The 25206-nt window shown below is 65.1% G+C and carries 25 protein-coding genes; 10 read left to right on the forward strand and 15 right to left on the reverse strand.

What is annotated here, in order from left to right; genetic code table 11:
* Nucleotides 1-55 precede the first annotated feature (55 nt).
* Both AC1DSD_RS06535 and AC1DSD_RS06540 read left to right on the forward strand, forming a co-directional pair.
* Nucleotides 56-1273 carry a type III PLP-dependent enzyme domain-containing protein gene (locus AC1DSD_RS06535; protein ID WP_478029135.1) on the forward strand — a complete coding sequence of 406 codons (1218 nt, stop codon included), beginning with the start codon at nt 56-58 and terminating at the stop codon, nt 1271-1273.
* Nucleotides 1274-1455: 182 nt separating this feature from the next.
* Nucleotides 1456-2535 carry a 1,9-bis(guanidino)-5-aza-nonane synthase gene (locus tag AC1DSD_RS06540; RefSeq protein WP_478029136.1) on the forward strand — a complete coding sequence of 360 codons (1080 nt, stop codon included), beginning with the start codon at nt 1456-1458 and terminating at the stop codon, nt 2533-2535.
* 203 nt (nt 2536-2738) lie between these two features.
* Here the strand turns inward: AC1DSD_RS06540 and AC1DSD_RS06545 are convergent, their stop codons facing one another.
* Together AC1DSD_RS06545 and AC1DSD_RS06550 are read right to left on the reverse strand one after the other, a co-directional pair.
* Nucleotides 2739-2951, reverse strand: a complete 213-nt coding sequence (locus AC1DSD_RS06545; protein ID WP_478029137.1) for a tautomerase family protein — start codon at nt 2949-2951, stop codon at nt 2739-2741.
* A 10-nt stretch (nt 2952-2961) separates the two neighbouring features.
* Nucleotides 2962-3732: an SDR family oxidoreductase gene (locus AC1DSD_RS06550; RefSeq protein WP_478029138.1), complete on the reverse strand. Its 771-nt coding sequence runs from the start codon at nt 3730-3732 to the stop codon at nt 2962-2964.
* Nucleotides 3733-3836: 104 nt separating this feature from the next.
* On the opposite strand from AC1DSD_RS06550, the gene AC1DSD_RS06555 reads away from it, so the two are divergent.
* The 4 genes from AC1DSD_RS06555 to AC1DSD_RS06570 all read left to right on the forward strand — a co-directional run bounded on the left by AC1DSD_RS06555 (nt 3837) and on the right by AC1DSD_RS06570 (nt 6077).
* Nucleotides 3837-4235, forward strand: a complete 399-nt coding sequence (locus tag AC1DSD_RS06555; protein WP_478029139.1) for a winged helix-turn-helix transcriptional regulator — start codon at nt 3837-3839, stop codon at nt 4233-4235.
* A gap of 183 nt (nt 4236-4418) precedes the next feature.
* Nucleotides 4419-5390, forward strand: a complete 972-nt coding sequence (locus tag AC1DSD_RS06560; RefSeq protein WP_478029140.1) for a transferrin-binding protein-like solute binding protein — start codon at nt 4419-4421, stop codon at nt 5388-5390.
* Between the two features lie 74 nt (nt 5391-5464).
* Entirely contained in the window at nt 5465-5905 is a 441-nt protein-coding gene (locus AC1DSD_RS06565; RefSeq protein ID WP_478029141.1) for an MAPEG family protein, read from the forward strand.
* Entirely contained in the window at nt 5898-6077 is a 180-nt protein-coding gene (locus tag AC1DSD_RS06570; RefSeq protein ID WP_066820566.1) for a hypothetical protein, read from the forward strand. The genes AC1DSD_RS06565 and AC1DSD_RS06570 overlap by 8 nt, the downstream gene beginning before the upstream one ends.
* 169 nt (nt 6078-6246) lie before the next feature.
* Here the strand turns inward: AC1DSD_RS06570 and AC1DSD_RS06575 are convergent, their stop codons facing one another.
* The 12 genes from AC1DSD_RS06575 to AC1DSD_RS06630 form a co-directional block, all read right to left on the reverse strand.
* Nucleotides 6247-8127: an XrtA/PEP-CTERM system amidotransferase gene (locus tag AC1DSD_RS06575; protein ID WP_478029527.1), complete on the reverse strand. Its 1881-nt coding sequence runs from the start codon at nt 8125-8127 to the stop codon at nt 6247-6249.
* A gap of 111 nt (nt 8128-8238) precedes the next feature.
* Nucleotides 8239-9774: an exosortase A gene (gene xrtA, locus AC1DSD_RS06580; protein WP_478029142.1), complete on the reverse strand. Its 1536-nt coding sequence runs from the start codon at nt 9772-9774 to the stop codon at nt 8239-8241.
* Nucleotides 9771-10994 (reverse strand): TIGR03087 family PEP-CTERM/XrtA system glycosyltransferase, encoded by a 1224-nt coding sequence (locus AC1DSD_RS06585; protein ID WP_478029143.1) that lies wholly within the window; start codon nt 10992-10994, stop codon nt 9771-9773. Before AC1DSD_RS06585 ends, xrtA begins: the two co-directional genes overlap by 4 nt.
* Nucleotides 10994-12061, reverse strand: coding sequence for a FemAB family XrtA/PEP-CTERM system-associated protein (locus tag AC1DSD_RS06590; RefSeq protein WP_478029528.1), 1068 nt, complete (start codon nt 12059-12061; stop codon nt 10994-10996). Before AC1DSD_RS06590 ends, AC1DSD_RS06585 begins: the two co-directional genes overlap by 1 nt.
* Nucleotides 12062-12063: 2 nt before the next feature.
* On the reverse strand, nt 12064-12906 hold the full coding sequence (locus tag AC1DSD_RS06595; RefSeq protein ID WP_478029144.1) for an XrtA system polysaccharide deacetylase: 843 nt from the start codon (nt 12904-12906) through the stop codon (nt 12064-12066).
* Nucleotides 12907-12926: 20 nt separating this feature from the next.
* Nucleotides 12927-14057: an AAA family ATPase gene (locus AC1DSD_RS06600; RefSeq protein WP_478029145.1), complete on the reverse strand. Its 1131-nt coding sequence runs from the start codon at nt 14055-14057 to the stop codon at nt 12927-12929.
* A gap of 38 nt (nt 14058-14095) precedes the next feature.
* Entirely contained in the window at nt 14096-15712 is a 1617-nt protein-coding gene (locus tag AC1DSD_RS06605; RefSeq protein WP_478029146.1) for a hypothetical protein, read from the reverse strand.
* Nucleotides 15709-16725, reverse strand: a complete 1017-nt coding sequence (locus AC1DSD_RS06610; RefSeq protein ID WP_478029147.1) for an AAA family ATPase — start codon at nt 16723-16725, stop codon at nt 15709-15711. Before AC1DSD_RS06610 ends, AC1DSD_RS06605 begins: the two co-directional genes overlap by 4 nt.
* The gene (locus AC1DSD_RS06615) at nt 16722-18242 is read right to left on the reverse strand and encodes an XrtA system polysaccharide chain length determinant (RefSeq protein WP_478029148.1); all 1521 of its coding nucleotides are present in this window, start codon (nt 18240-18242) and stop codon (nt 16722-16724) included. The genes AC1DSD_RS06610 and AC1DSD_RS06615 overlap by 4 nt, the downstream gene beginning before the upstream one ends.
* Nucleotides 18243-18258: 16 nt before the next feature.
* Complete coding sequence (locus tag AC1DSD_RS06620; protein ID WP_478029149.1) at nt 18259-18900, reverse strand: XrtA/PEP-CTERM system exopolysaccharide export protein; 642 nt, start codon at nt 18898-18900, stop codon at nt 18259-18261.
* Nucleotides 18901-19011: 111 nt separating this feature from the next.
* Complete coding sequence (locus tag AC1DSD_RS06625; RefSeq protein WP_478029150.1) at nt 19012-20199, reverse strand: pyridoxal-dependent decarboxylase, exosortase A system-associated; 1188 nt, start codon at nt 20197-20199, stop codon at nt 19012-19014.
* Nucleotides 20196-21686: an AMP-binding protein gene (locus AC1DSD_RS06630; RefSeq protein WP_478029151.1), complete on the reverse strand. Its 1491-nt coding sequence runs from the start codon at nt 21684-21686 to the stop codon at nt 20196-20198. The genes AC1DSD_RS06625 and AC1DSD_RS06630 overlap by 4 nt, the downstream gene beginning before the upstream one ends.
* Nucleotides 21687-21944: 258 nt before the next feature.
* On the opposite strand from AC1DSD_RS06630, the gene AC1DSD_RS06635 reads away from it, so the two are divergent.
* From AC1DSD_RS06635 to AC1DSD_RS06650, 4 genes are read left to right on the forward strand one after another with little or no spacing between them, the layout of a single operon-like run.
* Nucleotides 21945-22232, forward strand: a complete 288-nt coding sequence (locus tag AC1DSD_RS06635) for an acyl carrier protein (protein ID WP_478029152.1) — start codon at nt 21945-21947, stop codon at nt 22230-22232.
* Entirely contained in the window at nt 22229-22927 is a 699-nt protein-coding gene (locus tag AC1DSD_RS06640) for a hypothetical protein (RefSeq protein WP_478029153.1), read from the forward strand. Before AC1DSD_RS06635 ends, AC1DSD_RS06640 begins: the two co-directional genes overlap by 4 nt.
* A complete protein-coding gene (locus AC1DSD_RS06645) occupies nt 22915-23685 on the forward strand; it encodes a hydrolase 1, exosortase A system-associated (protein ID WP_478029154.1) in 771 nt (256 codons plus the stop codon). The genes AC1DSD_RS06640 and AC1DSD_RS06645 overlap by 13 nt, the downstream gene beginning before the upstream one ends.
* 56 nt (nt 23686-23741) lie before the next feature.
* Nucleotides 23742-24128 (forward strand): nuclear transport factor 2 family protein, encoded by a 387-nt coding sequence (locus AC1DSD_RS06650; RefSeq protein WP_478029155.1) that lies wholly within the window; start codon nt 23742-23744, stop codon nt 24126-24128.
* Between the two features lie 2 nt (nt 24129-24130).
* On the opposite strand, the gene trxB is transcribed toward AC1DSD_RS06650, so the two are convergent.
* On the reverse strand, nt 24131-25099 hold the full coding sequence (gene trxB / locus AC1DSD_RS06655; RefSeq protein WP_478029156.1) for a thioredoxin-disulfide reductase: 969 nt from the start codon (nt 25097-25099) through the stop codon (nt 24131-24133).
* Nucleotides 25100-25206 lie beyond the last annotated feature (107 nt).

Below are 25206 nucleotides of genomic sequence, written 5' to 3' on the forward strand. Positions count from 1 at the left end.
CAACCGCAAGGCAGCATTTCACCGTACGGCGCAAGCCACTTGGAGGTCCCTTGAGTTGCACAAGCATCATAGCGCGCTGGGGCTAGCGAAAGCCCCTGGTAATTCCGCCCGCGGAATTGCTCTTGATCAGCGGCCGGTTGCTCCGGTCACGCTCATTCGCCCGCATGCGGCAGCCCGCGCCGCCCGATTCTTCGTCGAGAAGTTTCCGGGCCGCTCGATGTATGCCGTCAAAGCGAATCCATCGCCCGAGTTGATCCAGATCCTCTGGGACAACGGCATCACGCATTACGACGTCGCCTCGATCGCCGAGGTGCGGCTGGTGCGGCGCACGTTGCCCGACGCGACCCTGTGCTTCATGCACCCGGTCAAGGCCGAGGAAGCGATCCACGAGGCGTATTTCAAGCACGGCTGCAAGACGTTCAGCCTCGATTCGATCGAGGAACTGGACAAGATCGTCCGCGCCACGCACGGCGCGAGCGACCTGACGTTGTGCGTCCGCCTGCGCGTGTCGTCAGAGCATTCCAAGCTCAGCCTCGCGTCGAAATTCGGCGTGGCGCCGGGCGAATCGAAGGAACTGCTGTTCCAGGCGCGGCAGATCGCCGACGCTTTGGGCATCTGCTTCCATGTCGGCAGCCAGGCGATGACGCCCGCGGCTTATGCCGAGGCGATGGAGCGCGTGCGGCAGGCGATCGTCGAGGCCGGCGTGACCGTCGATGTGGTCGATGTCGGTGGCGGCTTTCCGTCGACCTATCCCGGCATGGAGCCCCCGCCGCTCGAACATTATTTCGAGACGATCCATCGCGCGTTCGAGAGCCTGCCGATTTCCTATTCGGCGGAACTCTGGGCCGAACCGGGTCGCGCGCTGTGCGCCGAGTACAGCTCGATCATCGTGCGCGTCGAAAAGCGCCGCGGCGACGAATTGTACATCAACGACGGTGCCTATGGCGCGCTGTTCGACGCCGCGCACATCGCCTGGCGGTTTCCGGTCACGTTGCTGCGCGAGCCCGACAGCCACGCCAAGGACATGGCGTACAGCTTCTACGGCCCGACCTGCGACGATCTCGACCATATGCGCGGGCCGTTCATGCTGCCGGCGGATGTGCGCGCGGGCGATTATCTCGAGATCGGGATGCTTGGCGCCTATGGCTCGGCGATGCGGACCGCGTTCAATGGCTTCGGATCGGACGAGACGGTGATCGTCGACGACGAGCCGATGGCGTCGCTTTACCTGAGCGAGGACCGCGAGGTCGCGTCGAACGTCGTAAAGCTGTAACGGCGTAAAGCTAACAGCCTTCCTCTCCCCTCCCGCTTGCGGGAGGGGCCGGGGGAGGGCTTGTTATGGAGAGCGCCGTCCACCGATACGCCCTCCCCTAACCCCTCCCGCCAGCGGGAGGGGAATTTTACGGGTTTCCGCGTCCCCATAACGACGGCGGCATGAGAGAACGGAACCGATTCATGAGCGACACCCTGACCAAGACCGCGGCCGCCAACGCGCCGATCAACGACAACCGCAAGGCGGAATTGCTGTCGACGACGGTCAAGCATATCGACATCACATCGTTCGACGCGCGGCCGATCGTCGACGCGATGGCCGACATGAGCTTCACCAGCCGCGACCTCGGCCGCGCGACCAAGATCTACAACCAGATGCTGGCCGACAAGGATTGCACCGTCGTCCTGGTCATCGCCGGCTCGACCTCGGCCGGCGGCTGCATGGACCTCTATGCTGAGCTGATCCGCAACAACATGGTCGACGTGGTCGTCGCGACCGGCGCGACGATCGTCGACATGGATTTCTTCGAAGGTCTTGGCCACAAGCACTATCAAGCGCTTGAAATCCCCGACGATGATACGCTGCGCTCGCTCTATATCGACCGCATCTACGACACCTATATCGACGAAGAGCAACTCCAGGATTGCGACCACACGATCCTGAAGATCGCCGACAGCCTGGAGGCCAAGCCCTATTCGAGCCGCGCCTTCATCCGCGAGATGGGCAAGTATCTCGCCGAGCATGGCAAGAAGGACAACAGCCTGGTCAAGCTCGCCTATGAGCATGACGTGCCGATCTTCTGCCCGGCGTTCGTCGACTCGTCGGCCGGCTTCGGCCTCGTCAAGCACCAGGTCGACCGCGCCAAGGCGGGGCAGCCGTATATGGTGCTCGACGCGATCGCCGATTTCCGCGAGCTTACCGAGATCAAGATCCAGGCGGGAACTACCGGCCTGCTGATGATCGGCGGCGGCGTGCCCAAGAACTTCGTCCAGGACACCGTCGTCTGCGCCGAGATCCTCGGCCACGAGGATGTCGAAGTGCACAAATATGCGGTGCAGATCACGGTTGCCGACGTGCGCGACGGCGCCTGCTCGTCCTCGACGCTGCAAGAGGCGGCCAGCTGGGGCAAGGTCAACACCGGCATCGAGCAGATGGTGTTCGCCGAAGCCGGCTCGGTGATGCCGCTGTTGGCGAGCGACGCCTATCACCGGGGCTTGTGGAAGGACCGGCCGGAGCGTCGTTGGGCGAAGCTTTTCGCGTAAGCGCTGAAGCCTGTCGAGATAACAAAGCGGCGTCCGGTCCATCGGGCGCCGCTTTTCTTTTCTCCTTCTCCCCTTGTGGGAGAAGGAAGGGGCCCACTCGCGCAGCGAGTGGGAAGGATGAGGACAGATCGGATCACCTGCCCTCACCCTTCCGCCGACTTACGTCGGCTCCATCCCTCTCCCAGAGGGAGAGGGAATTAGCATCAATCCTTCGCCCGATAAGCCTCGGGCACGACGAACACCTCGTCGGCGCGGGTATAGCCGCCATCCCGCACCTCCTCGATCAGCACCATCGTATGCGCCCGCGCGCCTTCGCCGAAATATTCGACGAGCAGGTCGGTCGTGCGATGTGCGAGGTCGGCCTTTTGCGCCTTCGAGAGCGCGGCTTCGGGAAGCTTGAAATTCGCGAACGGCATGTCGGCGTCCTTAATTCTGATTGCCGCGCGCCTGGCGGGCGAACTGGTTGAGTTGTTGGAAAGTCTCATCGAACCGGCCTTCGCGCTCGGCATTGCGAAGGAAGGCCACGCGCTGGACCAGTATCTCCGGCGGCGTGGGCTGCTGGGCGAACAATGCCATCACTTCGTCGGCGAATTCGTCGAGCGGTTGATAGCCTTCACGCGATTCCTGCCCGGGGGTCAGCCCCGTCTGCACCGCGGGCGGCGCGAGTTCGATCACCTCGACCTTGCCGTTGAGCGCGTCGCGCATCGCGACGGTGTAGGAATGGATCGCCGCCTTGGTCGCATTGTAGGTCGGCGTATCGACCAGCGGCACGAACGCCAGCCCCGAGGTCACGTTGACGATCGCCGCGTCGGGCTGCGCGACAAGATGATCGATCAGCGCATTGGTCAGCCGGATCGGGCCAAGCAGGTTGGTGGTGATCGTCGCCTCGGCATCCGACAGGTCACGGGCATGATCGAGCGCCTCGAACCGCATGATTCCGGCATTGTTGATCAGCACGTTGAGCGCCGGGAAACTCGCGAGGACGCGCGCCGCGAAGTCGGCTACGCCCTCGGCGCTTTCGACATCGAGCGTCATCGCATGGATATTCGGCCGGCCCGCCGCCGCCGCGTCGAGCGCGTCCTGGCGGCGGCCTGCGATGATGACGACATTGCCGGCGTCGTGGAACCGGTGCGCCAGCGCTTCGCCGATGCCCGACCCGCCGCCGGTGATGAGGATGGTGTTGCCGCTGCTTTTCATCGGATCGCTCCTACCTGGGGTTGATGGCCGCGATGTACGCTCCTACTCTCCACATGAAAGAAGGCACCGAAAAGATTTATACTTACCCGAAAGAGAGTGACGGCATGAACGCCCCTGCCCCCAATCATCTGCCCTGGCCGACCGACATAGATCCGCGCGTCGAGGCGCTGGTCACCGAGGTGATCGGCCGGGTGGCGGACAAATGGACGATGCTGATCCTCGATGTCCTCGCCGAGCGGGGCGAGTTGCGATTCACCCAGGTCGGCCGTGAGGTACCCGGGATCAGCCAGAAGATGCTGACCCAGACGCTGCGCCAGATGGAACGCGACGGGTTGGTCGTGCGCACTGTCCATCCGGTGATCCCGCCACGGGTCGAGTATCGCCTGACCGATCTCGGCTTCTCGCTCGGCGAAGCGTTTTGCGGCGTGTGGATCTGGGCGAAGGACAATCTCGAGCGTATCGACGCCGCGCGCGCGTCCTTCGATTCCCGACGGCCGGGCTGAACGCCGCGCAATCCGTTGCAATATTCTACCGGTTGATGCGGCTTCCCGCTGCAACCAGTCCGGGTGTCGCCGGGCGAAACTATTCGCCTGAGGGATACACCGCTACCCGCCGACATGCTGCTTGCGAATAGCGACCAGTGTCGGTAATTCTCTGGGCTAAGGGGTTTATCGATAGGGGGATTCTTGCGGCGTATTCTTTTCGCTCTTTCGAGCGCGTTGATCCTCGTATCCTGTGGCTCCGACGGGTCGGGCACGGCCGGCACCGGGACACCCACACCATCGCCCAGTCCATCGCCATCGCCCTCTCCGTCCCCATCCCCCTCTCCGACGCCGACGCCGACGCCGACGGCGAGCTATTCGACATTCGACGCGCTTACCGGAGACCAGAACTATCCGACCGGCTGCGTTTCGGCACAATTTCCCGCCGGCCTGCCGACGGTCGGAGCGGCAACGGATTTCGGCAGCGGCCTGCAATTCACCTATACGGCAGCAACGCAGATCCATGCGCTGAGCGGGGACGGAATCTCGGTCAGCTTCGGCCCCGGCGACCATTCTGCGCTGAATTCCACAGCCAATGCTGATGTCTGGATAAAGGGCAGTGAAGACCTCACGCTCGAGGCACTGACCTGGAGCGGCACGCGGATGGCATACAACCGCGTCTCCTATCTGGAGACCAGCAAGGCTGGCGCTCCCATTACCTATGCCTGCATCACCGGGGTACCGACGTTCGCATTCGACGTGCCGACGTCGGGAACGGCGGCTTTCCCAAAGGCAGGGATGGATGCTGGCGCCTTTACTCTGAATGGCGGCACGGTCACTAATTACTCGCTGGCGAAGACGCTCGTCACCTTCCAGGCCGATTTCGCGGGAAAGACGGTGACCGCCACGCTGCACCTGATTGCTACCACTTCGGGACCGAGTCCCCATACCGACGTGGATCTCGGAACGGTGACCGGTAACGGCACGATCAATGCCACGACCGGCCGCTTCTCAGGCACTTGGTCGAGCACGGATCGCGATGCCCATGGCAATTTCGCAGGCAGCTTTTTCGGACCTCAGGCGCAGGAATTCGGGCTTACCTATTCCGTCGAGGGCAAGGATGGGGCCGGGACGCGGATATTCGCGTCCTATGGTGCCATCAATGGATCGCGTTAAGCGGCGATCACTCGTTGTGTGATGTAGCCAAATGATGCAGCTTCGCCCGATACAAGTCGGGGGAAGCTTTTTTCATGCACAGTGAAATCCTGAAGCCGGTCGTCGTCCTGATCGCCTGGACGCTGGTGATGCTCGTCTGGATGATGGCGGTGCGGTTGCCGGCAATGAAGGCCGCCGGGATCGACATGACCAGGTTGAAGGGCGGCAAGGGTAGCGACGCCGACGGCGTGCTTCCTCCCCAGGCGCAATGGAAGGCGCACAATTACAATCATCTGTTCGAGCAACCGACGTGCTTTTACGCGGTATCGTTCGTAATCGCCTTCACCGGCACCGGAGACGGGATCAATGCCTGGATCGCCTGGACCTATGTCGCGCTGCGCATCGCGCACAGCCTGTGGCAAGCGACGGTCAACAAGGTCTCAATCCGCTTTACGATCTTCATGCTGGCGACCTTGTGCCTCATCGCCTTGACCCTGCATGCCGCGATGGCGGTGTTCGGCTGGCACCATGGCTGAGAAATTCGAGCGCCACCGTCAGCCCTGGCGACAGGACGAAATCCAAAAACTCCACACGCTGGCCAAGAAGGGCATGGCGCTGAAGGCGATCGCCAAGGCGCTGACGCGGAGTGAGGAGTCGGTCAAGCAGCGGGCGAAGGAAGACGGCCTGTCGATCGCGAAATTGCGGTGAGATTCTTCTCCCCTCCCGTTTACGCGTGCGAGGTCGGCCATGCCCCCGGCATGGCCTGAAGAGCGCGGGGCGCTCTTCACCTCGCACGGGGTCGGGGGAGGGCTTGTTATTGAGAGCGCCGTCCCCTCAGACACGCCCTCCCTAGCCCCTCCCGCGAGCGGGAGGGGAATTAGCCGAACAACCTCTCGAGGCTGCGATCCAGCGTCACCAGCTGCCACAAGGTCCGGCCGTGCTCCGCCCGACCCGCTTTATGCTCGGCCGCGATGCGCTCGATCACCGGCCCGTCGAACCATTGCAGCAGCCGCGGCGATCGCGCCAAGTCGGCCGCCTGATCGGCCAGCGCGCCGCGGAACCACGCGCTGATCGGGGTCACGAATCCCATTTTCGGCCGATAAAGGATGTCGTCGGGCAGATAGCGCTGCATCGCCTTCTTCATCAGCCACTTGCCCTGGCCGCGCCGCAACCGCATCGACACCGGCAAAGTCGCGGCGAATTCCATCAGCTTATAGTCGAGCAGCGGTTCGCGTGCTTCCAGACTGACGGCCATGCTGGTGCGGTCGACCTTGGTCAGGATGTCGCCGGTCAGCCAATGCTGGATATCGGCATATTGCGCGCGGTCGAGCGCATCGCGCGCCGGCGCGTCGTGCATCGTGGCGATATAGCGATTCTCAGCACGATGGCCGCCGAGCTGGCGCCAGGCCCCGGCGGTGAACAATTTTTCGCGCAACCCGGGTGTAGTCACCCCGACCGAGCGCGCATAGGCAGTTGCGCCATCCTCGGCGAGCGCAAGCAAGGTCGTCTTGGCGCGCAGCGGGCGCGGCGCCCAATCGGCCTTGGGATAGAGCCGCCCCAGTGTTCCGAACACATTGGCCGACATCTCGCGCGGCAAGAGCGAACGGATGCGCTCCTCGGCCGCCTGGAACTTGTAGCGGCGATAGCCCGCAAACGCCTCATCCGCGCCATCGCCGGACAAGGCCACTGTCACCTGTTCGCGCGCCAGCTCGCAGACGCGGAACGTCGCCAGCGCCGACGCATCGGCGAAGGGTTCGTCGAACGCGCTAGTCAGCCGGTCGATCAAGGCGAAATCGTCGGCGGCGACGACGCGCTCGCGATGATCGGTGTGATAGCGCGCGGCGATCGCGTCGGCATAAGCGCGCTCGTCATGCCCGGCTTCCTGGAAGCCGATCGTGCAGGTTTTGACGGCCCCCTTCGACAATTCGGCCATCAGCGCAACCACCGCCGAGCTATCGACGCCACCCGACAGGAACGCGCCGAGCGGCACGTCGGACACCATGCGCAGCTTGACCGCGGCACGCATGCGGTCGACCAATTCGGCCTCGAGATCCTTGAGGGAGCCGCTCGCGCGGTTGGTGAAGTCGAGATCCCACCAGCGGCGCGGCATCGGCACCGGCCGCCCACGCTCGAGCATCAGATAATGCGCGGCGGGCAGCTTCTTCACGCCGGCCACAATACTGGCATCGTCGGGCACGTAGCCCAGCCCCATGAAATCCTCGATCGCGGCGAGATCGGGCGCGCGGCGGAGCAGCGGATGCGCGAGCAGCCCTTTCAGCTCGGAAGCGAAGGCGACCGATCCGTCCGAGAGCACGACGTAATGGAGCGGCTTCACCCCCAGCCGGTCGCGCGCCAGGAACAGGCATTGCCGCCCCGCATCGTGCAGCGCGAAGGCGAACATGCCGTTGAGGCGATCGAGCATCGCTGGACCCCATTGCCGCCAGCCATGGAGCAGCACTTCGGTATCGCCATTGGTGACGAACTTCGCGCCCATCGCCTGCAGCTCGGCACGAACCTCGGCGAAATTGTAGATCTCGCCATTATAGGTGACCGTCAGGTCGCCATCGTGCATCGGCTGCGGGCTGCCCGCGACGTCGATGATCGCCAGGCGGCGATGCGACAAGCCGACGCCAGACGCGGTCCACACGCCGGCGCCATCGGGGCCGCGATGCGCCTGGACATCGGCCATCGCCAGCACGCGGGCGCGATCGACCGGCTTGGGGGTTCCGGGATGATAGATCCCGGCGATGCCGCACATATTATTGACCAACCCCCGTGTTCGTGCTCGTCACCCCAGCGCAAGCCGGGGTCCCAGGCAATGTCGCCATAACTCTAGAGATCCCAGCTGTCGCTGGGATGACCGGAGTTGTCACCGGATCATCCCCGCCGAACGATCGGCCAAAACGTCGAGCGGCCCCAATGCCCCGAGGAATTTCGCCATCGCCGCGCGCGGGGCGTGGCCGGGCAGCGTTTCAGCTGAAACATGGATCGCAACCGCACGCTGCGGCCCGCCCAGCAGCTTGGCCTTGAGCGTTTCGAGCTTCACGATTTTGGGGTCGGATGTGAGGACATTGCCGATCCGGTACCACGTCGCGACCTGACGCTCCACCGGCCCCGGCGCGGTGATGCGCATGACCGTACCGCCGTTGAGATCGTCGAGATCCTCGACGCGCACCCAGCGGTCATCCTGTTGCATGACGCCAATCCCGAAGCCCACCATCTCCTTGCCCTGATGCTGGCTGCCATAGACCGCGATGGCCAGGTCCACGGCGTTTCCGGTCCCATCGACATAGCGGCCGAACAATTGATGATCGGCGCCGGGATAGGTCGGCGCCCAGGGCGCGCGCGTGCTGACCGGCGCGCGGGTCCAGCCGGCGACCTGCGGCAAGTCGATACGCTGCGGCAATGCCTGCGCGCGACCGGCGATCGCCGCCGACCATCCAGGGAATGCGGCCGCGACAGCGAGCACCAGCAACGCCGCGACGATCGTGTCGAGCGGCCAGCGGACCGCGCCTTGCAACCGCGCCGGATCGAACGCCGGCGCATCGGGCGCGCGGTCGAACCATTTCCAGCCGATCGCCAGCACCGCTGCCATCACCAGCCCGAAGAACACCCAGCCGAACACAATATGATCGTAGCCGGTCGCCTGTTCGACGCTGGTCAGCACCGCGGCATAGATCGTCCCGAACGCGCGGACGCCATTGGCCAGCACCGGCACGATGATCGCCATCGTCATGAAGGCGATACGCCGCGGCCAGGTGCGATAGCAGAGGTTGGCGACCAGAACGCCGTAAGCGATCATCGCGATCACGAACTTGGAGCCGGAGCACGCCTCCGCCACTTCGAAATATTTGTCGCCGGCGGTGATCAGCACACCGTCGACCGTCGCCGCGACGCCGACCAAGTGAAGCAGATGCATCGTGAGCCATACGGTGATCGTCTGGAGCGGCGGCTCGAGGAATTCGCCGAACGGCACCAGGAACAGCGCATAGACGATCGGAAAGAGCAGCCCGCGCGCGACATTGGGCCCGAATATCGTCACCACCGCGCCCTGCAGCATCATCACCACGCCGAGATGCCGCGCGAACGATACCCCCCCGGCATCGCCGAGCAGCCAGCCGAATCCGCCCGCCGCGACCAGTGCTAGCCCCGGCGCCCAAGCCTGGGGAGTCAGTTGCGCCAGCTCGCTCCGCCTAATCCATACCAGCCAGCCGACCACCGGAGCGATGAACAGGCAATGCCCGAAGGTAGTATTGGTCCAATAGAGTTCGGCCAATGCCGCAACGTCACGCCGGAACATCAGCAAGATCATCGCCATCGCCGCGGCAAGCGCCACCACCGGGCGGCGCCAGGCAGGAGCGATGGCGAAATCGGGACGAGGCGCGGAACCGGCAACGCTGGTCATGCCGCGGCCCGTCCCTTCGCCTTTGGCGGCACACCCTTCGCACCCCAGCCGATCAAGGCATCGAGCGGCGCCAGCCTGGCGTTCCAACCATAGCGCGCCTGGACCCGCTCGCGTGCCTTGCGCCCCATCGCCGCTGCGCCCCGTACGTCCGAAAGCAACCCGTTCACCGCGTCCGAAACTTCCGCCACGGTGTCGCCGCTCAGGATCGTGCCGTCATGGTCGATTCCCTCGGCGGCGGGCCTACTCGCGACGACCGGGCGCGCCATCGCCATCGCTTCGAGCACTTTGTTCTGGATACCGCGCGCGATCTTCAGCGGTGCGACCACGCAGGCCGCCGCCTCGATCCACGGCCGTACGTCCGCGACTTCGCCAGTCACCCGCACGCCATCCTGCTTCGTCAATGCGGTAACCGCGTCGGTCGGGTTGCGTCCGACGATGACGAAGACCGCATCGGGATGAACGACACGGATATGCGGTAGCACCGTTTCGGCGAACCAGATCACCGCCTCGACATTGGGACGATAGTCCATCTGACCGGTGAACACGATCAGCTTGCCAGTCGTATCGATCCGGCGAAACGACGCGGCGGGATCGAAGAAGTCGGTATCGATTCCATTCTCGACCACCTGCACATTGGCGGTGCCGGTGCGCTTGCGGAACAGATCGGCCTCCGCCTCGCTGACGAACAGGCTGGCATCGACGCGCCGCGCCACCTGGCGCTCGAACTGGAACAACAAATTCGCCTCGCGCCGCATCAGCCAGCGCATCGGTCCGCGCGAGCCCTTCGCGTAATCGGCGAACTTGAGCGAATCCATGTCGCAAAAGTCCATGATCACCCGAGCACGGGTTTTGGCCGGCACATATTGCGCCATCTGACCCGAAAAGACGTAGATCGTGTCGATCGAGCGGCGCTCCAACAGGTCGGCGACGACCTCGTGCATCGCGTGATTGTCGAACGCGGTCAGCGACGCCGGCCTGCGCTGGACCAGCGCCTCTACGAGCGCGCGCCGTCGCGACTTGCCGCGCCACAGGATCGACCGGCTGGCGGTGAACGGCACCAGCCCCTTCTTCGCCTTGAGGTCACGGGGATCGTCGGCGAAGGCGACGAGATGCACGCGATGTCTCGCAGCCAAATGCTTGAGCACGTTGAACGCGCGGATCTTGTCGCCGCGATCGGGTGGAAAGGGCGATCGATGCGCGAGGAACAGGATATCCGCCATCAGCCGAGGCCTTTGGCGATCACCGGTCCCATCGCATTGGCGAGCCACAAGGGCAGTTTCTTCCACACCGCCACTTGCAGCCGGTATTTCGGGCTCATCGGGTTCATCTCGCGCGGCGTTTCGCCAGCGGCGACACGCTTGGCGTAGCGTAGCGGGACGCCCTCGAATCCCCAATTCTTCTTGAACGCGGCGACTCCCGTCCCCGCTTTCGAGCGGCCAAAATCGTAGCGCGTGCACCCGCGTCCACGCGCATGGCGCATCAGTTCGTAATAAAGCCGGTCATTGGCCTTGAGCGCCCTCGCCTCCCGCGTGCCGCCGCCCCAGAACGGATAGACGGTGCCGTTGAGGTAGAGGCTGAACACGCTGGCATGCGGCTTGCCGTCTTTGGATACAGTCACGACGTCGGCATGCTCGCCCAACTCGGTGGCAACCGCGCGAAACAGCTTGGCCGGGAATACGGGCGTGCCGAGGTTGCGGACGGACTCCGAGAACACGGCATAATGCATCGCCAGATCTTGCGGCGTGCTGCCGATCGCGATGTCCAAATCGGCGTCGAGCGACTTGCGGACGTCGGCGCGCTGCTTGCGCGGGATCGCGAGCAGTTCGGCTTCGTCGTCCTTGGCGAGATCACGCGAGAAACCGAGATAGGTCGTCTCGTCGACGATCCATCCCTCGCCCGGCGCCGGCCCGCCGCGCAATTCGAGGCTGGGACAGCCCAGCCGTTCGGCCATCGCCCAGGCCGACGCGGCGAGAGCGTCGGCAATCGCGTCGCGGCTCGTCAGGATGCCGCCATCGACGGCGAACCCGGCCGAGACCAAAGCCTTGCCGAACAGCGGTGAGCGGATTTCGGTCAGTGGCAACACGCCGGCGAGCGTGCCATCGGCGTGCTCGGCGATCAGGCAATGCGCGGTCTGGCCGCAGGCGAGCGCAACCGCGACGTTCCAGCCGGTCAGGTGGAACGGCGTGGCATCAGGATGCGCGCGGACATAGGCATCGATCCGCGCGCGCTCGCTCGGATTGCCCAAGTCGGCGTCGTTGATCGCCACCGGCGTCGAGACCAAAGGCATCGTCACTGCAGGCGCTCCGCTTCGATGGCGACGACGGCGTCGACGCGGCCCCAATCGTGCCGCTTGACCAGCCCGCGCAATTTGCCCGCCATCGCGCCGAGCCGGCTATAATGGCGCAGCCGCGACTTGAGCGGCGCGCGCGCGACGCGCGGCTGGTCGGGGTCGACTTCCCAGGGATGGAAATAGAAGACCGCCGGGCGATGCTCGTCGCGATTGGCGCGCGCCACCGCACGATCGGTGATCGCCGCCGGGAACAACCGGAAGAATCCGCCGCCGGTGGTGATCTTGCGCCCCGCGACATCGGCGAGCGTGATCGGCAGTTCGATCAGGTCCGACCCGGCCACCGGATGATAGGCGTATTTGGGCGCGTCGGCCCAGCCATAATGGTCGTGGACGAGCGGCGCGACGCTCGACGAATAGGCATACCCTTCATCGGCCAGCACCTGATGCGCCCAGGGCGTGCGCTGATCGATCGAGAAGCTCGGCGCGCGATAACCGGTCACGCGTTGGCCCGATGCATCCTCCAGCGCGATGCGCGCTCGCTTGAGGTCGGCGCGGAACGCGTCGGGGGTCATCGTGAAGACGCGATCGTGGTCCCAGCCATGGCTCGCGACCTCATGGCCCTCATCAGCGATGCGGCGGATCAGCGCAGGGTTTCGCTCGGCCACCCAACCCAAGGTGAAGAAGGTCGCCTTGACCCCTGTCTCCCCGAACAGGTCGAGCACCATGTCGGTATTGTAAGCGACGCGGCTGTCCAGGCCGTCCCAATCGGCCTTGGCGATCACGCGTTCAAAGGCGCCGACCTGGAACCACTCCTCGACGTCGACGGACAGGCCGTTGCGCATGATGCCGCTCCCGTCGCGCGTCAGGCCGCGCGGCCACCGCGCGCTGCCGCGGCCTCGTTACCTTCGACCCAATCGACCAGCAATGCCAGCACGCGGCGCAACGCCGCATCTTGTTCCTCGAGCCGCGCCTCGATCGCCGCGAAGCGATCATGCGCAATCTCGATCGGCGCGGGCCTGGGGTCGTTCGCTGGTGCCGCAGGTTCCACCGCCGCGAGCGGTTCGCGCGTTGCGACCGGCTCAGGGGCCTTGATCGGCTCCGGCACCGCGAAGATTTCGGGCTCGGGCTTGGGTTCGGGCGCAGCAACGACCGGCCGCGGCGCGGGCGCGCTTGGGGCGGGCATGTCGCCGGTGATATCGGCGATCACCGCATCGACCACCTTGGCGTCGATCACGTCGACCTGCTCGATCGCGCCGAACAGCAACACGCGTCCCGCCAGCTGGTTGAGCCGGCGCGGCACGCCGTCCGACCCGCGATAGAGCGCAGCAAAGGCGTCGGGCGTGAATTTGGGACGGCCGTTCCAGCCGACCAGCGACATGCGGTGCAGCACATAGGGCTCGACCTCTTCGGCGCCCATCGGATCGAGATGATGCATCGCGATCACGCGCTGGCGGAGCTGTTCGAGCCGGTCGCTGCCATGCAGCGCAGCGCGGAATTCGGGCTGGCCGAGCAGGAATATCTGCAGCAGTGCGTGGCCGCCGGCCTGGAAATTGGACAACATGCGCAATTCTTCGAGCGCGCCAGTGTGCAGTGCCTGCGCCTCGTCGACGATCAGCAAGGTGCGGCGGCCCGCGCGGGCGATCGAATGCAGCCCGCGTTCGATCGCGACGAGCAATTGCGCCTTCATCAGGCCCGCGGTCTCGACTCCCAGACCAGTGGCGACGATGCGCAACAGATCGTCGCCATCAACCTGGCTCGACACCAATTTGATCACGTGCAGCCGCTCGCGGTCGATCGTCGCCATCAGATGGCCGACCAACGTGGTCTTGCCCGCGCCGACATCGCCGGTGATGACGATGAAGCCCTCGCCCTGGCTCAGGCCATAGCCGAGATACGCCATCGCCTTGCGGTGGGTGGCGGTATCGAACCAGAATTTCGGATCGGGCGTCAGCGCGAACGGGCGTCCGCTCAATCCGTAATGGTCGTCATACATCGTCTTCGTCTCCGGGCGGGGAGCCCCCGCCTCTCCGGTCAGAACTGGTAACGTGCTCCCAGCGACGCCTGCGCGCTCGTCTGGTCCTCTTGTCCCTTCTGGCTGAAGGTATAGGCGCCCACCGAGACGGTCGTGCCGAGGCGGCCAAAGCTGCGCGAGACCGACCCGGTCGCGCCCAAGCTGTAGATGCCCGGCGCAAGGCCGCTGTCGTAATAATTGGCGAACAGGTCGGCGTTGAACGACGTGTGCTCGCCGATCGAGGTCGAGTAGAAGAGCTGTGCGTAATAGCTCTCGTCGCTGGTGCCGATGATCACCACGCCCGGGCTGTTGGGCGCATAGAATTTGCGATTCGAATAACCCACGCCGAAGCCGAGCGTTGACGTGCCGCGAGTCAGCGTGGCCACCGCATCGACGCCGCGCGAGCGATAGGTCGCGGTCGACACCGACTGGAACACCGAATTCATGCACGCGCCCGCAGCGCCGCCGCCGGTCGTGCCGAAGGTGCATCCGGAGAATTGCTGAGCGAGCAAGTCGCGCGTCGCGGTGAACTGGGCGGGGAGCCCGCGCAAGCTGCGCTGCAACTGGCCGCCGAAGGTCTCGACCGTATCATAGACGCCGACCTGAACGCCGACGCTTCTGCTCGGGGCGTAGCTGAGCGAGCCGGTATAGCTCCACGACCCGTAACGGCGGCCGACATGCGCCTCGACCGCAGTGCGCGGGCTCGGACGCCAAATGACGCCGGCATCCCAATAGATGCCGTCGGTCTGATAGGCGATGCGGCGCGGCGAATTGGGATCGGTCACGAACCGCCCACGGCTGTCGGTGACCGGCACGCCGGCCGTGTCGAGCAACGGATCGCGTGCGCTCGAGGTCAGCTTTTCATAACCGACGCCGCCGACGACCGCGACATTGCCCGACAGCGGCATCACCGCGTCGACGCGGCCATAGAGATCGTCGAAGCGGTTGCCGAGCTGGCTCTGGTCGTCGCGCGTCCAGCCGCCGCTCGCGGTCAGGCCGACCGGGAGCACGGTGCCCGATTTGAAGCCGATCGAGGCGGTTGCGATCTGGGTTTTGGAATCGTCGAAATAATCGAGCCGCGGGCTGCCCGGGGCGACCCCGGTCGGACCCGGCTCGGTCACCTTGGTATAAGCAAAGCGATAGGCAGCGTTGATAGCGACCGGCCCGCTGCCGGTAGTCAGCGTCGGGCCGATATAGCCCGAATAGACGTTGCTGACATTGTCGCGGTCGTTACCGAAGAACACAGGTGCCGCGCCGCGAATGTCGCTGCGCGAGCGCGTGGCGATGCCGCCCGCGTCCAGCGACAGGCCGCGCGCCACACGCACCTGTGCGTTGGCAAGACCGGTGACGACATCGGCGTCGCCGCTATTCTTGTCCCAGGCGAACTGATGCTCGTAGCGCGCCGACAGATTGACCGACACGCGCCGTGTTTCGACCGAGGCGTCGACCCCGGCCGCGGCCGAGCTATAGGTCAGCACATCGCCCGACTGGACGTCGGCGGTCAGCACCTGGCTGAGCTCGATATAGGGCGCGATAGTGACCTTGCGGCCCCCGCCGTCGCGGTCGTCCTGCGCCGCTGCCGGCATTGCTGCCAGCAGCGTCGCAAGCGCGACCCCCGCGGAAATGCTGCGGATCATTGGCCCTCGTCCTCCTGGCCGTAATAACTGCCGAAACGAGCCCCCCCCGGGGCAAACGCAACGCTGTTCAACAAAAGCTGGATGTGCTCGCAGCCCTCAAGGCGCTGCACGGTGTCACGGATCTCGCCTTCCGTCGTCTTGTCGGCGCGGACCACGAGCATGACCTGGCCGACATGCAGCGCCAGCACCGAGGCGGGCGACGCCGACAAAGCAGGCGGCGAATCGAAGATCACCATGCGATCCGGATCGGCAGCGAGCAGCCGCGCGATCAGATCGGGCGTGCGGCCGCTGGCGACCAGTTCGGTATCCGAAATGGTCTGGGTGCCGGCAGGCAGCAGGCTGAGATTGGGAATATCGGTGCCGACCACGCATTTCTCGATATCGATCGAGGGATCGTTCAGCGCGTCGAGCAGCCCCGGACCATCCTCGACGCCGAGCCGGCTCATGATCGCCGGCTGGGCGAAATCGGCATCGACCAGCAGCACGCGGGTATCGCGCTCCGCCGCCATCGAGATCGCCAGGTTGATCGCGCAATAGGTCTTGCCGTCGCCGGGCTTTGCCGAGCAGACCAGGATCGTCCGTGCCTTGTCGGGCTCATGCTTGTTGAGCTGGCGCGCGGTGAGCAGCAGATGGCGCTTGGCGAGGCGGAATTCCTCGGCCAACACGCCGATCGCCGCACCTGGGATGAGCAACTGGCTTTCCACAAGCAGATCGCGGTCGACTTTGGCCTGGCGGCCCGCCACGGGCAGAGCCGCTGGCGGTACTGGCGCCGGCCGAGCGACGGGGGCGACGGGCGCGTCCACATGAACCGCAACTGCTTTGGGCGCCTCGACGGGTTTCAGCGCTTCGGCAACAGGCACGGCCGCAGGTACGGGCACGACCGGTTTGAGCACCGGCGGAGCCTGTAAATCGCTTTCCGGAATCGCGCGCGCGTTCAGCCGCGCCGAGAAGTCGTAGACTTCGGCTGCGCGCTCGAGCAGCGATCCCTTATTGGTGATGATCGGCTTGTTCATGCCGCGAGCCCCCGCATCAGCATCTCCACGCCAAGCAGGCCGACGAACGCCACCGGCAATGCGGCCGCCGCGCCCGCGAACATGCGCAGCTTGCGTTTCCTGAATTCGACTTCGACCCTGGACACGCGCTCGCTGATCGACCCGATCACCGGCAGTCCGGTCGCCTTTTCGAGGCGTCCGGCAGTGGCATAGGTCGCTTTGAGCTGTGACAGCGCGAACGCACCGCCGACGCCGGCGAAGATCGCCGCGAGCAGCACCCCGGTCAGCAACAACGGCCGGTTGGGCGCGGTCGGCGCACGCGGCGCCACCGGCGGATCGATGACTTTGAACTTGATCGAGTCGGTCTGCGCCTGCGCCTGCGCCCGGACGCGAACGTCCTCGCGGTCGCTCAGCAATTTGTCATATTGGTCCTTGAGCACCTGGTAATCGCGGTCGATCTGGCTCTGCTCGTTGGCCGCCGCGGGATCGCCGTTCAGCTTGCTGGTGATCGCGTCCATGTCGTGCTGCAGCTGTTGCTTGCGCGCCGACAAAGCCGCGACTTGGGACTGCTTATCGACCTGCATCGACTTGAGCGAGAGATATTGCGGGTTGGGCTGGCCGTTGCCGGCAAAGCTGCCGACCGCCGGCTCACGCGCCGCCGCCGCACGCGCGGCACCGAGTTGGCTGTTGAGCGCGATCACGTCGGGATGCCTGTCGGTATAGCCCTTGGCCCGGGCATCGGCGAGCTGCCCCTCGATCGCGGCAAGGCGCGCGCGCGCTGGCCCGGCGCTGCCGGCACCGCCAACCCCTGGAATGCTCACGGCGGTTCCCGACATCTGGCCGTTGATCGACGCCAGGCTGGTCTGCGCGGCGGCGAGGTCGCCATCGATCTGCGCCATTTGCGTGCGCGCCGCCGACATGCGGTCGGACAGCGAGCCGGTACCGGGCAGCGATCCGAGATATTGCGTCTGGAACTGTGCGCGCTTGGCATCTGCATCGCCCAGCCTGCGCTGCAGATCCTCGACCTGGCTGTCGAGGAAACGCAACGTGCTCTGAGTGTCATTGCGGCTATCGGCCAGGTTCTGGTCGACGAAGATCGAGATCAATTTCTGGTTGATCTGCGCGGCGAGCTTGGGGCTCGACGAGGTCACGCTGATCTCGAACAGATTGTTCTGTTGAGCGACGATCTTGACGGCCTGCTGCAGGCCGGCGACGCGGTCGGCGATCTCCTGCGGCGTCGAGACGGTGTTGGCCAGGTCGGTGCCCCGCACGACCTTTTCCAGATTGACTGCGCTGGTCAGCGTCTGGCGGATCGTATCGACATCGTTCTGCTGCTCGGCCGCGCTGATGCCGATCTTCGACGGCAGCACCTGGCCCATCTGGACGAACACGCGCGCTTTCGATTCGTAGCGATTGGGCATCTGGCTGACCGCCAGCCAGCCCAGAATCGCGACGGCCCAGGCCGCCGCCAGAGCAATCCAGCGGCGGTTCCAGATCGCGTGGAGCGCGACGCGAAATTCGTCATAAAGGCCGTTCACGGTTTCAGGGCCTCCGTCAGAACATCGATTCGGGGATGATGATCACGTCGCCCGGCTCGAGCTTGACGTTCGCCGACGGGTCGCCGTCCTTGAGCAGCTTGCCGAGCTTGACGTTATACTGGCGCTGCTGGCCGGTATTGCGGTCCTGGCGCACCAGCCGCGCGCGGTTGCCCGCGGCATATTGGTTGAGCCCGCCGACCGCGATCATCGCGTCGAGCAGGGTCATGTTGGCGCGATACGGGATCGATGCCGGCTTTTCAGTCGCGCCGACGATGCGGATCGACTGGCTGTACGTGCTCTGCGGGCTCTCGACGATGACCGAGACGATCGGGTCCTTGATATAGGTGCCCAGCGCGATCTTCATGTCGTCGGCGAGCATCGCCGGGGTCTTGCCGACCGCGGGCATATCGTTGACCAGGGGTGTGGTGATGCGGCCATCGGGGCGCACCTGAACCTTCGCCGACAATTCGGGGTTGCGCCAAACGAAGATGTTGAGCTGGTCCATCGGACCGATCACATATTCCTCGCTCGGCTGTTCGCGCGTTCCGACGAACGACGCGGGCGGCAATTGGGCACCGCCGCCGCCGGCACATCCCGTCAGCACGCTGGCGCTCGCACCGACGAGCATCAAGGCCTTGGAAAACTTCACGAAACTCATAATCAGCCTCCCGTCTGCGCACGGCTGGACCGGTGACGTCACTCCGGCACGCGCAGACTTCGGGCTTGGCTATGGGGTCGAGGGGGTAAAGATTGCGTTAGGAGTAATCGGTCACACCAGTATTTCCCCGGGTCTGGGGTGGCCCAGGAATTCCCAGGGACTGGCGGTAAGTCCATATGCTCCCGCCATGAAGATCGCGATGACGTCACCCGGACCGGCCCGCGGCAGTTCGACCTGGTCGGCGAGGCGATCGAGCGGGGTGCACAGCGGACCGACCACGCTCACTGTTTCGCGCGGCGCGTCGGCCGACGCCGTGGCGACGGCAAGGGGATAGTTGCGACGCACGACGGTGCCGAGATTACCGGTGGCGGCGAGTTGATGGTTGAGGCCGCCGTCGCACACCAGGAAGGTCTCGCCCCGGCTTTCCTTGCGATCGATGATGCGGGTCAGATAGACGCCCGCTTCACCCACCAGCCAGCGCCCGAGTTCGATCGCGAATCGCGTGTCGGGGAGCGCCTTCAGCCTGAGCGTCAGCGCGGCACCAATCGCTTCGATATCAAGCACCTGCTCGCCCGGGAAATAGGGAATGCCGAACCCGCCGCCGAGATTGACGAGTGGCGGCGTTGCCCCCGCTGCCTCGGCCAGCCGGGCTGCAAGGTCGAGCGTATGCGCCTGGCTGTCGATGATCGCCGCGGGATCGAGCGCCTGCGACCCCGCGAAGATGTGGAATCCGCGCCAATCGGCGCCGGCCTTCAGGAGTCGTTTCACCAGCGCCGGGACGCGTTCGGCATCGACCCCGAAGGGCGAGGCGCGCCCACCCATCCGCATCCCCGACCCCCGCAGCTCGAATTCGGGGTTTACGCGCACCGCGAGGCGCGGTGCCGCACCCCGCCGATCAGCGATAGCCAACGCACGATCGGCTTCGTTTTCGCTCTCCAGATTGATCGTGACCTCGGCTGCAATGGCGGCGTCGAGCTCGGCATCGGTTTTTCCCGGCCCGGCGAAGCTGACTGCTTTGCCAAGCGTGGCAACCCGCGCCAGCTCGCCTGCGGATGCGACGTCGAACCCGTCGACCAGCGGAACCATCGCGGCGAGCAACGGTGCGAAAGGATTGGCCTTAACCGCGTAATGGAGGTCGATGCCCGGAAAAGCTGCGCGGAACCGCGTGATCCGGCTTCGGATCACTGCTGAATCGTAGACGAATAGCGGCGAGGAGCTGAGCAACTCTTCCACCGACCGGCCGCCGATCGTCAGCGGAAGTGACTGAAATTCCAGAGGGATCGCGCCCATTGACTTCATGACGTCATCCCTCTCAGCCCGGCGCGATCGAGCTTGCCGTTGGCATTGCGCGGCAGCTCGGCCAGCCAGATGTAGCGCGCCGGTTGCATGAAATTGGGTAGATCGCGGCGCAGACGCTCCCGCAAGACCGTTTCGGTGGAACCGTCACCCTTCGCCGCCACCACGATCGTCTGGCCCTGGCGTTCGTCGGGCACGCCGATGGCGACGGCCTCGCTGGTCTCGCCACCGGCGGTGATCGCTTCCTCGATTTCGTTGGGGCTGATGCGGTTGCCGGCCGATTTGATCATCTCGTCATCGCGGCCGACAAAGCGCAGCAGCCCGTCGGCGTCGCGTACCGCCGTATCGCCCGACCATACCGCCATGCCGCCCGCTTGCGACCAAGCCGGTGCCGGGCGGAAGCGCGCCGCGGTCCGTTCGGGATCCTGCCAATAGCCTTGGGCGACGAGCGGTCCGGCATGGACCAATTCGCCCGGCTCATCGACGGCAGCCTCGGTCCCGTCGGGCCGCACGATCATGATTTCGGCGAAGGGGATCGCTCGACCGATAGAGTCCGGGTGGTCGGCGACCAAGGCGGGATCGAGATAGGTCGAACGAAACGCCTCGGTCAGCCCGTACATCGGATAGATATCGGCCTGCGGGAAACGCTCGCGCAGTCCGGCAATCAGCCGCCGGATCAACGCGCCGCCTGAATTCGTAATTCTTTTCAAGGAGCTTGTGTCGATATCCTGAGGGTCGATATCAAGTAACTGCGCCCACAGTGGCGGCACGCCGGCCAAAGTCGTGATCCGCTCGCGCTCGATCGCGCGGTAGACGTCGCGCGGCAGCAGATAGTCGAACGGCACGACACACGCCCCCGCTGCCCAGGTCGAGAAGAGTTGGTTCTGGCCGTAGTCGAAGCTGAGTGGCAGCACGCCGAGCACGCGGTCGGCGGGAGCGAGCGCGAGATAATGCGCAACGCTGATCGCGCCGAGCCACAAATTGGCGTGGCTGAGCATCACCCCCTTGGGCCGCCCGGTCGATCCCGAGGTGTAAAGCAGCGCCGCCAAGGCGTCGGGATCGGCGTCTGAGGGCGGCAGATATTCATCGCGCCCCGCACTAAAGTGGACCGGAACCAACGGCGGTACGTCGCCTGTTTCCAATGTGGAAGCACGTGCCTCCTGTGTGACGAGAACGCTTGCGCCACTGTCTGCCAAGATGTGAGCGACCTGCGCGCGCTTCAGCAGCGGGTTGATCGGTACGTGCACGAGCCCAACGCGCGCTGCTGCCAAGGGCAGTAAGCAGGCGTCGCGTGTCTTCGGCAACCAAGTCGCAACGACGCCGCCGCTGCCGAGCCCGAACTGCCCTAGCCAACCGGCGAGTTCGCCAACCTCGCGCTCCAGGCCAGCGAAATCAAACACGCCGTCGCGCGTCGCCAGCGCGGGATCGCCCGCGCGTCCCAGCAGCGTCAGGTGATCGAGCGGCCGCGGCACGGGGTCGAGTGGGATCATGCCCCCTGATAGCGGCGCGCTGCGGTTACCCCAAGGGCCTCCGTCTCGCTTCAATTCAGCCTCAACTTCCTCCTCCATCACCCCGGCCTTGTTCCTGGGTCCAACTCTCCACCACGGAATCCAGCCGGTGTTGCGCGTTGGATGCCGGGACAAGCCCGGCATGACGGCTTTGGCGTTTCGCAAACGGTGCGCGCGCCTTCGCTGCGATCACCCGACACCCTTCCCAAGCCGCTTCCCTATCGGTAACGCGCCGAAACGATGACTACGCACCACGCTTCGTCGACGGTCGACCAGACCGTGCGCGCCGTTCTCAAGGATGTCCTCGCGCTCGACGCCGATCGCGTCGCCGCGTTCGACGACGATACGGCGCTGTTCGGCGCCTTGCCCGAACTCGATTCGATGGCGGTCGCCGGCGTGCTGACCGAGATCGAGGATCGGCTGCACATCCTGATCGAGGATGACGAGGTGGATGGCGAGATGCTCGAAAGCTTCGGCGCGCTTCGCCGCTTTGCCGAGGCCAAGGTCGCGGCAAGGGATTCCGCATGATCGATCACTACGATTGGGCCGGTGGGCGCGAGGCGATGATGCGCTTCGGCCCCGCCACCGGCCCGGTCGTGGTCGCGGTGCTGCCGCTGTTCGAGGAAGCCAATCGCACGCGCACGTTCCTGAGCGGCGTGTTGCGCCGGCTTGCCGAGCGCCATATCGCAAGCGCACTCCCCGACCTTCCCGGTCAAGGCGAGAGCCTGGTGCCGACCGAAAATGCCATGCTCGCCGGCTGGCGCACCGCGCTGGCGTCCGCCGCAAGCGCTGCCGCGGGCGAGCGTCCTATTCATATTTTATCCTGTCGCGGCGGGGCGTTAGTCGATCATGACGTCAAGGCGGTATCGCGCTGGCAACTCGCGCCCGCCAAAGGCGAGGCGCTGGTCCGCGAGCTGCTCCGCACCAGCGCTGCCGCGGGCGAGCGGATCGAAATCGACCTCGGCAATTACAACGACGAGGGCAATCCGGTGACGATCGCCGGCAATGCATTGTCGCGCACGTTGCTCCGCGATCTCAACGCCGCCGATTGCGTGCGCGACGGCGCCGTCCGCGTCGTCCGGCTCGAGACCGACCCCGCTGTCGCCGATCGCAAGGTCGCCGGCGCACCGCTCTGGCGCCAGAGTGAACCAGGCGACGATCCCGCGCTCGCCGACGTGCTCGCGGACGATATCGCCGACTGGATCGCGCGATGCGCGAGCTGACCAATTTTCCCTGCGATGGCGACACGCTGATCGGCACGCTCGACGATGCGCCGGGGACGACCGGCCTGTTGATCGTATCGGGCGGCAACGAACTGCGCTGCGGTGCGCATCGCGGCATGGCGCTGCTGGCCGCCGATCTCGCCGCCGCCAGCATTCCGGTGTTCCGCTTCGACCGGCGCGGGATCGGCGATTCGGACGGTACTAATCACGGCTATCAGGATAGCGGGCCGGACATCGCTGCCGCAGTTCGCGCTTTCCGCACGCTGGCACCGCAACTGACTCGCGTCGTCGGCTTCGGCAATTGCGATGCCGCCACCGCGCTCGCCTTGTTCCATCGCGGTGCCGGGATCGATGCGCTGGTGCTCGCCAACCCCTGGGTCGGCGACGAAGACGATTCTTTGCCCCCCGCCTCCGCCATCCGGTCGCATTATGCCGATCGCGTGCGCGATCCGCGCGCATGGCTTCGCGCCTTGTCGGGAGGGATCAATATAGGAAAAGCGATCAAGGGGTTACGCAAGGCTTCTTCCAAATCGAAAGAAGCTACAAATCCGATCGCCGCACGGATGGCGGTGGCGATGGTCGATACGCCACGCACCATCCTGCTCGCCCAGCGCGACAATACCGCGATCCGCTTCCAGCATGCGTGGCGCGAGTCGGATACGATCCGTCGCCGCGAAACCGACAGCCACAGTTTCGCGCGGCCGGGCGATGGCGACTGGCTGCGCGAGCAGATTCTGGTGGCGATCCGGAGCGCCTGACGCGGGAACGCCCCGCTCGCCTTCGCGTTTAGCCGTGACGTGACGGGAGCTACCGCATGTTTTCCAACCAAGATGTCGTCCGCGGAGCGCTGCAAGCTTATGTCGACAAGGACCGCGAGGCGATCGAGCAGTTGATCGCTGAAGACTTCCACTTCTCCAGCCCGCTCGACAACCGGATCGACCGCGACACCTATTTTCGCCTCTGCTGGCCCAACAGCGGCAACATGGAGGATTTCAAGATCGTGCGCATGGCGACCGACGGGGACGCGGTGTTCGTCACCTATATCGGCACGGTCAGCGGCAGGCGTTTCCGCAACACCGAAGTCCATACCGTACGCGACAGCAAGATCGTCGAGGTCGAGGTCTATTTCGGCTGGAACGTCCCCCATGACGTCGCCGAAGGCGAGCATGCCGACCCGAAGGCCGAGCCGGCAACCGCCTGACCTCACTCGGCCGCTTCGGCGACCTTCTCGAAATCCGCCTCTGCCAGGAACCGCTCGGCGTCGAGCGCGGCCATGCAGCCGGTCCCCGCGGCGGTGACCGCCTGGCGATAGACCTTGTCCATCACGTCGCCGCAAGCGAACACGCCGGGGACGCTGGTCCGCGTCGTGCCGGTTTCGACCTTAATATAATGGTCGGCGTCGAGTTCGAGATGTCCGCGGAACAATTCGGTCGCCGGATGATGCCCGATCGCGACAAACCCGCCCTCGACATCGAGCCGCGACAATTCGCCGGTCACCGTATCGCGCAATTCGAGCGCAACCAGCCCGGATGTGCCGCCGCCGTCGACGAAAGTCTCGACTTCCTTGTTCCACAACACCTTGATCCGCTCGTTGGCGAATAGCCGTTGCTGGAGAATTTTCTCCGCCCGAAAAGAATCGCGGCGGTGGATCAAGGTCACGTCGGGCGAGTGGTTGGTCAGGTAGAGCGCTTCCTCGACCGCGGTGTTGCCGCCGCCGATCACCGCGACCTTCTTGCCGCGATAGAAGAAGCCGTCGCACGTGGCGCAGGCGCTGACCCCCTTGCCCTTCAACGCTTCTTCACTGTCGAGCCCAAGCCATTTGGCCTGCGCGCCGGTCGCGATCACCAGCACATCGCCGACATAGACATCGCCGCTATCGCCGATCAGTCGGAACGGGCGCCGGGTCAGGTCGACCTCGACGATCGTGTCCCACATCATCCGCGTGCCGACATGCTCGGCCTGCGCCTGCATTTCCTGCATCAGCCAGGGGCCCTGGATCACCTCGCGAAAGCCGGGATAATTCTCGACATCGGTGGTGGTGGTCAACTGGCCGCCAGGCTGGATGCCCTGGACGACGATCGGCTCCATCCCGGCGCGCGCGCCATAGATCGCGGCAGACAGGCCGGCCGGGCCCGAGCCGAGGATGAGCATGCGAGTGGTATGCGTAGTCATGCGGGACGTCCTAAGGGCGAAGGGCCCTTTCGCGCAAACATGGGTTGAGATTTATCCACAACAAGCTGCGTGGAGACGGAGAAAAGCTTGCACCTGCCCAAGTGCGG

This window comes from Sphingomonas sp. P4_D12, assembly GCF_056401895.1.

What these genes read in the sequence shown, in the direction of transcription:
- AC1DSD_RS06540 (WP_478029136.1), top strand. Translation starts at nt 1,456, where the DNA reads ATGAGCGACACCCTGACCAAGACCGCGGCCGCCAACGCGCCGATCAAC.
- AC1DSD_RS06605 (WP_478029146.1), bottom strand. Translation starts at nt 15,712, where the DNA reads ATGATCCGCAGCATTTCCGCGGGGGTCGCGCTTGCGACGCTGCTGGCA.
- AC1DSD_RS06545 (WP_478029137.1), bottom strand. Translation starts at nt 2,951, where the DNA reads ATGCCGTTCGCGAATTTCAAGCTTCCCGAAGCCGCGCTCTCGAAGGCG.
- AC1DSD_RS06645 (WP_478029154.1), top strand. Translation starts at nt 22,915, where the DNA reads ATGCGCGAGCTGACCAATTTTCCCTGCGATGGCGACACGCTGATCGGC.
- xrtA (WP_478029142.1), bottom strand. Translation starts at nt 9,774, where the DNA reads ATGACCAGCGTTGCCGGTTCCGCGCCTCGTCCCGATTTCGCCATCGCT.
- AC1DSD_RS06625 (WP_478029150.1), bottom strand. Translation starts at nt 20,199, where the DNA reads ATGAAGTCAATGGGCGCGATCCCTCTGGAATTTCAGTCACTTCCGCTG.
- AC1DSD_RS06585 (WP_478029143.1), bottom strand. Translation starts at nt 10,994, where the DNA reads ATGGCGGATATCCTGTTCCTCGCGCATCGATCGCCCTTTCCACCCGAT.
- AC1DSD_RS06575 (WP_478029527.1), bottom strand. Translation starts at nt 8,127, where the DNA reads ATGTGCGGCATCGCCGGGATCTATCATCCCGGAACCCCCAAGCCGGTC.
- AC1DSD_RS06590 (WP_478029528.1), bottom strand. Translation starts at nt 12,061, where the DNA reads ATGCCTTTGGTCTCGACGCCGGTGGCGATCAACGACGCCGACTTGGGC.
- trxB (WP_478029156.1), bottom strand. Translation starts at nt 25,099, where the DNA reads ATGACTACGCATACCACTCGCATGCTCATCCTCGGCTCGGGCCCGGCC.
- AC1DSD_RS06600 (WP_478029145.1), bottom strand. Translation starts at nt 14,057, where the DNA reads ATGTATGACGACCATTACGGATTGAGCGGACGCCCGTTCGCGCTGACG.
- AC1DSD_RS06595 (WP_478029144.1), bottom strand. Translation starts at nt 12,906, where the DNA reads ATGCGCAACGGCCTGTCCGTCGACGTCGAGGAGTGGTTCCAGGTCGGC.
- AC1DSD_RS06610 (WP_478029147.1), bottom strand. Translation starts at nt 16,725, where the DNA reads ATGAACAAGCCGATCATCACCAATAAGGGATCGCTGCTCGAGCGCGCA.
- AC1DSD_RS06555 (WP_478029139.1), top strand. Translation starts at nt 3,837, where the DNA reads ATGAACGCCCCTGCCCCCAATCATCTGCCCTGGCCGACCGACATAGAT.
- AC1DSD_RS06635 (WP_478029152.1), top strand. Translation starts at nt 21,945, where the DNA reads ATGACTACGCACCACGCTTCGTCGACGGTCGACCAGACCGTGCGCGCC.
- AC1DSD_RS06550 (WP_478029138.1), bottom strand. Translation starts at nt 3,732, where the DNA reads ATGAAAAGCAGCGGCAACACCATCCTCATCACCGGCGGCGGGTCGGGC.
- AC1DSD_RS06630 (WP_478029151.1), bottom strand. Translation starts at nt 21,686, where the DNA reads ATGATCCCACTCGACCCCGTGCCGCGGCCGCTCGATCACCTGACGCTG.
- AC1DSD_RS06650 (WP_478029155.1), top strand. Translation starts at nt 23,742, where the DNA reads ATGTTTTCCAACCAAGATGTCGTCCGCGGAGCGCTGCAAGCTTATGTC.
- AC1DSD_RS06565 (WP_478029141.1), top strand. Translation starts at nt 5,465, where the DNA reads ATGCACAGTGAAATCCTGAAGCCGGTCGTCGTCCTGATCGCCTGGACG.
- AC1DSD_RS06640 (WP_478029153.1), top strand. Translation starts at nt 22,229, where the DNA reads ATGATCGATCACTACGATTGGGCCGGTGGGCGCGAGGCGATGATGCGC.
- AC1DSD_RS06570 (WP_066820566.1), top strand. Translation starts at nt 5,898, where the DNA reads ATGGCTGAGAAATTCGAGCGCCACCGTCAGCCCTGGCGACAGGACGAA.
- AC1DSD_RS06620 (WP_478029149.1), bottom strand. Translation starts at nt 18,900, where the DNA reads ATGAGTTTCGTGAAGTTTTCCAAGGCCTTGATGCTCGTCGGTGCGAGC.